Source organism: Teichococcus aerofrigidensis, assembly GCF_054073225.1.
This window is the reverse complement of sequence record NZ_JBSXMU010000174.1, coordinates 1-5,489: the sequence shown is the minus strand read 5'-3', so window position 1 is coordinate 5,489 and position 5,489 is coordinate 1. Positions and strand designations below refer to the sequence as shown.

The following is a 5,489-nucleotide window of genomic DNA, read 5'->3' as shown; positions in this document are numbered from 1 at the left end:
CCGGCGAACAGGCCCCGCGCCACCTCGAGGTCACGCGGCTCGGCCTCCTCGGCCAGCAGCGCCGTGGCCTGCGTGGCGAGGCGCTCGGCATCCCGCGCCTGGATCACCTCGGCGGCGGGCGGCGGGCCCCATTCGGCCTGCAGGCGCGCGCCGGCCAGCAGGCGCTCGGCCGTGCGGCGGCGGTTCGGCGGCACGATCAGCACCGAGGTGCCCTTGCGCCCGGCGCGACCGGTGCGGCCCGAGCGGTGCAGCAGGGTCTCCGGCTCCTTCGGCAGCTCGGCATGGATGACGAGGCCGAGATCCGGCAGGTCGATGCCACGCGCCGCCACGTCGGTCGCCACGCAGACCTGGGCCTTGCCGTCGCGCAGCGCGTGCAGGGCGCGGCTGCGCTCGGCCTGGGACAGCTCGCCGGACAGCGCCACGGCGGAGAAGCCGCGCTCGGCCAGGTTGCCCTGCAGGCGCGCCACGGCGGCACGGGTCGAGCAGAAGACGATGGCGCGCGGGCTGTCCGAGGCACGCAGCAGGTTGACCACGGCGCGCTCGACATCCTGCGGCGCCACCAGCGCCGCCCTGTAGGCGATGTCGCCGTGCTGGCCACCCTCGCCCTTCGCCTCGATGCGCAGCGCGTCGCGCTGGAAGCTCTCGGCCAGGCGGGCGATCTCGCGCGGCACGGTGGCCGAGAACAGCAGCGTGCGGCGGTCCTCCGGCGCGGCGTCCAGGATGCGCTCCAGCTCCTCGCGGAAGCCGAGGTCGAGCATCTCGTCCGCCTCGTCCAGCACCACGGCGCGCAGCGCCTCGGGGCGCAGGTTGCCGCGCTCCAGGTGGTCGCAGAGCCGGCCAGGCGTGCCGACGACGATATGCGCCCCCTGCGACAGCGCCCGGCGCTCGGCCAGCGGGTCCATGCCGCCGACGCAGCTCACCACCCGGCCGCCGGCGGCGGCGTAGAGCCAGGACAGCTCGGTGCGGACCTGCAACGCCAGTTCGCGGGTCGGTGCCACCACCAGCGCCAGCGGCACGCCGGCCGGCGGCAGGCGCTCGGCCGTCCCCATCACCTCGGCCGCCACCGCCAGGCCGAAGGCCACGGTCTTGCCCGAGCCGGTCTGCGCCGAGACCAGCAGGTCTCGCCCATGGGTCTCGGCCTGCAGCACCGCGTCCTGGACGGAGGTTGGCTCGGTGTAGCCGCGCTCGGTCAGGGCGCGCAGCAGCGCTTCGGGCATCGCGGGGAAGGGCATGTCTGTGAAAAATCCGCCGTAGTCTTCGGGTGTCGGTGTCCGCCGGCGCACCCGGTGACGGGGCGCTGCAGGGGAGCCGGGGGCCATCGGGGCACCGGGCTGGCGCCGCCTTACCGCTTTTCCCCGGATTTTGCACGAAAAGCTCCCCATTGGGTGCGAGCCATGCGGAGGTTGCATGGGTTCCGGTGGCGCTTCGGCGCTTGCATGCCGGCTGTGGTTTCCCCATTCTCCGCTCCTGGAAGGGGAATAGCCTTCCCGCGGGGATTTGACGGATGCAGCTTGCGCCGCGACACCAAGTGCTAAAGCGCCAGGAAGCCGGGGACGCGCGTCGCCAGCTTCGTGGATCATCCGACCATCTGGGGGATCACGAAGTGGCCATGACCTGCCGAATGCATCGCGACTGACCACCGCGATTGACCACCGGGGCCTCCGCCCCTCCCCTGCCCGTCCGGGCCTCGTCCCGCCGTTGCCAGACCGACCGGATCGCCCATGCCCGTATCCTCCGCGCCTCCCGACCCCGCCATCCGACTGCGCGGCCTGAAACGCCATTTCCCCGGCCGCGGCGGCGTGACGACGCGGGCGCTCGACGGGGTGTCGCTGGACGTGGCGGCGGGCGAGATCTTCGGCATCGTCGGCCGCTCGGGGGCCGGGAAATCCACGCTGATCCGCTGCGTCAACCTGCTGGAACGGCCGGATTCCGGCGCCGTCACGGTGCTCGGCCAGGACCTGCTGGCGCTCGACGGCCGGGCGCTGCGCGAGCGGCGGCGCGGCATCGGCATGGTGTTCCAGCACTTCAACCTGCTCTCCTCCCGCACGGTGGCGCAGAACGTCGCCTTCCCGCTGGAGATCGCCGGCGTGCCCGCCGCCGAGCGCGCGCCGCGCGTGGCCGAGGCGCTGGCGCTGGTCGGGCTGGCCGAGAAGGCCGAGGCCTATCCGGCGCAGCTCTCGGGCGGGCAGAAGCAGCGCGTCGGCATCGCCCGGGCGCTGGCGCCGCGCCCGCGCATCCTGCTCTGCGACGAGGCGACCAGCGCGCTCGATCCCGAGACGACCCAGGAGATCCTGGCGCTGATCCGGCGGCTGCGCGACCAGCTCGACCTCACCGTGCTGCTGATCACGCACGAGATGGCGGTGGTGAAGGAGATCTGCGACCGCGTCGCGGTGATGGAGCGCGGCCAGGTGATCGAGGAGGGCCGGGTCTTCGATGTCTTCACCCAGCCGCGCCATCCGACGACGCGGCGCTTCATCGCCGACACCATCGGCCATTCCATCCCGCCCGGCACGGTGGCGCGCCTGCCCGGCCCGCGCGAGGGCGAGGAGCGGCGCCTGCTGCAGGTGCTCTTCGCCGGACCGAACAGCACCCGCTCGGCGATCAGCGAGGCCTCGCGGCGCTTCGGCGTCGATCTCAACATCATCTCGGGGCGGATCGACGAGATCGCCGGCGAGCCCTTCGGGCTGATGGCGCTGGCCGCCTACGGCCCGGCGGCGCAGATCGAGGCCACCGTCGCCTGGTTCGGCGAGCTGGGCCTGGTCGTCACCCCCGTGGAACCGCAGGCGGAGGCCGCGTGACATGATCCCCTGGCTCAGCCCGATGCTGGAGCAGCTCTTCGTCGAGGCGGCGCTCGAGACGCTGACCATGGTGGCCGGCGCCGCCGCCATCGCCATCCTCCTCGGCCTGCCGCTCGCCCTGCTGCTGCATGCGACGGATCGCGGCGGGCTGGCGCAGAACGGCCTGGTCAACCGGCCGCTCGGCCTGCTGATCAATGCCGTGCGCTCGACGCCCTTCATCATCCTGATGGTCGCCATCGTGCCCTTCACCCGGCTGGTCGCCGGCACCTCGATCGGCACCGGCGCGGCCATCGTGCCGCTCTCGCTCGCCGCCACCGCCTTCATCGCCCGCCTCTTCGAGACCGCCTTCCGCGAGGTGGACCGGGGCGTGGTCGAGGCGGCACGGGCGATGGGCGCGACGCGGCCACAGATCCTCTGGAAGGTGCTGGTGCCCGAGGCCATGCCGGGGCTGATCGCCGCCGTCACCGTCACGCTGGTCAGCCTGGTGGGCTACTCCGCCATGGCCGGCGCGGTCGGCGGCGGCGGGCTCGGCGACCTCGGCATCCGTTTCGGCTACCAGCGCTTCATGCCGGAGGTGATGGCCAGCGTCGTCGCCGTGCTGATCCTCTTCGTGCAGGGGCTGCAATCGCTGGGCGACTGGCTCGTCCGCCGCGTGCGCCGCCGCTGAAACCGCCGTCCAGAAGACGCTCCCCAGAAGAAGCTCCAGGAGAACCGCCATGTCCCTCTCCCGCCGCACCCTCCTCGGCAGCGGCCTCGCCCTGCCCGCTCTCGCCACCACCGCTGCCCCCCCTGCCGCCCGGGCCCAGGGCGGGCCCGAGATCGGCACCGCCGCGCGGCCGCTGCGCATCGGCGGCACCGCCGGGCCCCACAGCCAGGTGCTGGAGAAGGTGCAGGAGATCGCCGCGCGCGACGGCCTGATCCTGCGCATCGTGCCCTTCACCGACTACATCACACCGAACGCGGCCCTGGCGGCGAAGGACCTGGACGCCAACAGCTACCAGCACCAGCCCTTCCTCGAGGCCACGGTGCGCGACCGCAACCTGCCCCTGGTCGCCGCCGGCAAGACGCTGGTCTTCCCGATGGGCGTCTATTCCCGCAAGCACAGGAAGATCGCCGACATCCCGAACGGCGGCCGCGTCGCCATCCCGAACGATCCCACCAATGGCGGGCGGGCGCTGGCGCTGCTGGCGGCGAACGGCGCCTTCAGGCTGACCGAGGGCGCCGATTTCCGCGCCACCGTGGCCGATGTGGTGGAGAACCCGAAGCGCCTGCGCATCATCGAGCTGGAGGCGGCGCAGATCCCCCGCGCGCTGGATGAGGTCGAGGCGGCGGCGATCAACACCAACTTCGCCATCCCGGCCGGGCTCAACCCGGTGCGCGACGCCATCGCCATCGAGAGCGCCGACAGCCCTTACGCCAACCTCATCGCCGTGCACCGCGACAACAAGGACGCTCCCTGGGTGAAGCGCCTGGTCGCCGCCTACCAGAACGATGAGATCAAGAAGTTCGTCAAGGAGACCTTCCAGGGCTCCGTGGTGCCGGCCTTCTGATGGCCCGCCTTCCGGGGGAGAGGATGATCATGCTGAACCGGCGTTCCCTGATCCTGGCGGGCGGCACGCTGCTGCTGCCCGTCCTGTTCCGCCTGCCCGCCGGCGCCTCCCTGGCCCGGGCGCAGGGCGCGGAGATCGGCACCGCGGCACGGCCGCTGCGGGTCGGCGTCACCGCCGGCGTGCACGCGCAGGTGCTGGAGGCGGTGCGCGACGTGCTGGCGAAGCAGGGCTTCGTCCTCCGCATCACCGAGTTCTCCGACTTCATCCAGCCCAACGCGGCGCTGGCGGCCGGCGAGATCGACATCAACACCTATCAGCACCTGCCCTTCCTGGAGGCGCAGAAGCAGCAGCGCGGCTACGACTTCGTGCCGGTCGGCAAGACCGTGCTGACGGTGATGGGGGTGTTCAGCCGCAAGCACAGGACGATCGGCGATATCCCCGACGGCGCCCGCATCGCCATCCCGAACGACCCGACCAATGGCGGCCGCGCCCTCCTGCTCCTGGCCAAGGCGGGCCTGTTCACGCTGCGGGAAGGCGCCGACTACCGCGCCACGGTGGCCGATATCACCGCGAATCCGAAGCGCATCCGCATCCTCGAGCTGGAGGCCGCCTCGATCGCGCGCGGGCTGGACGACGTGGATGCCGCCGCCATCACCGGCAACTACGCCGTGCCGGCCGGGCTGAACCCCCTCAAGGAAGGCCTCGCGGTCGAGGGCACCGACAGCGCCTATACCGTGCTGGTGGTCGTCCGCCGCGGCGATGAGAACAGGCCCTGGGCGCTGCGGCTGGCCCGCGCCTATGCCGACCCCGCAGTGAAGGACTTCGTCGAGAGAACCTTCGGCGGCGCGGTGATCGTCGGCGCCTGACGCGCCTCAGCCCTCGGGTGGCAAAGCGCCGAAAGCGCGCCAGGCGCGCAGGTTCTCGCGCAGCCGCTCCGGCGTGGCAGGCTCCGGGGCGGTGGCCTCCGGCCCCGCCGCCTCCAGCAGCGCCGCCACCGCCGGCATCAGCTCCGGCGCCACGGGCAGCGCGCCGCCCAGCGCCGGCGCGGCCAGCCAGCCCACTCCGGAGGCGCAGAGCGCGCGGTTCAGCCGCCAGGCGGCCTGCGGGTCCGGCAGCGGGCTGCGCACCGGATGCGCGCAGC

6 protein-coding genes are annotated in these 5,489 nt (G+C 72.8%); 4 read left to right on the top strand and 2 right to left on the bottom strand.

Features of this window, described 5'->3' with window-relative positions:
• Positions 1–1,232, bottom strand: a 1,232-nt coding sequence (locus tag ACVMLK_RS19720) for a DEAD/DEAH box helicase (protein ID WP_457487384.1), incomplete at its 3' end; no start/stop codon positions are given.
• A 489-nt stretch (positions 1,233–1,721) separates the two neighbouring features.
• Between ACVMLK_RS19720 and ACVMLK_RS19715 the strand changes: the two genes are divergently transcribed.
• The 4 genes from ACVMLK_RS19715 to ACVMLK_RS19700 are packed head-to-tail and all read left to right on the top strand — an operon-like array spanning position 1,722 to position 5,214.
• Entirely contained in the window at positions 1,722–2,798 is a 1,077-nt protein-coding gene (locus tag ACVMLK_RS19715) for a methionine ABC transporter ATP-binding protein (RefSeq protein ID WP_198364735.1), read from the top strand.
• A gap of 1 nt (position 2,799) precedes the next feature.
• The gene (locus ACVMLK_RS19710; RefSeq protein WP_198364734.1) at positions 2,800–3,465 is read left to right on the top strand and encodes a methionine ABC transporter permease; all 666 of its coding nucleotides are present in this window, start codon (positions 2,800–2,802) and stop codon (positions 3,463–3,465) included.
• Between the two features lie 49 nt (positions 3,466–3,514).
• On the top strand, positions 3,515–4,348 hold the full coding sequence (locus tag ACVMLK_RS19705; protein ID WP_457487383.1) for a MetQ/NlpA family ABC transporter substrate-binding protein: 834 nt from the start codon (positions 3,515–3,517) through the stop codon (positions 4,346–4,348).
• Positions 4,348–5,214 carry a MetQ/NlpA family ABC transporter substrate-binding protein gene (locus ACVMLK_RS19700; RefSeq protein ID WP_457487382.1) on the top strand — a complete coding sequence of 289 codons (867 nt, stop codon included), beginning with the start codon at positions 4,348–4,350 and terminating at the stop codon, positions 5,212–5,214. The genes ACVMLK_RS19705 and ACVMLK_RS19700 overlap by 1 nt, the downstream gene beginning before the upstream one ends.
• Positions 5,215–5,220: 6 nt before the next feature.
• Here the strand turns inward: ACVMLK_RS19700 and ACVMLK_RS19695 are convergent.
• The coding region (locus tag ACVMLK_RS19695) for a hypothetical protein (RefSeq protein ID WP_457487381.1) at positions 5,221–5,489 on the bottom strand (269 nt) is incomplete at its 5' end.

Bases quoted from the DNA above. Each gene is read 5' to 3' on its own strand.
- ACVMLK_RS19715 (WP_198364735.1), top strand. From the start codon at position 1,722: ATGCCCGTATCCTCCGCGCCTCCCGACCCCGCCATCCGACTGCGCGGC.
- ACVMLK_RS19710 (WP_198364734.1), top strand. From the start codon at position 2,800: ATGATCCCCTGGCTCAGCCCGATGCTGGAGCAGCTCTTCGTCGAGGCG.
- ACVMLK_RS19705 (WP_457487383.1), top strand. From the start codon at position 3,515: ATGTCCCTCTCCCGCCGCACCCTCCTCGGCAGCGGCCTCGCCCTGCCC.
- ACVMLK_RS19700 (WP_457487382.1), top strand. From the start codon at position 4,348: ATGGCCCGCCTTCCGGGGGAGAGGATGATCATGCTGAACCGGCGTTCC.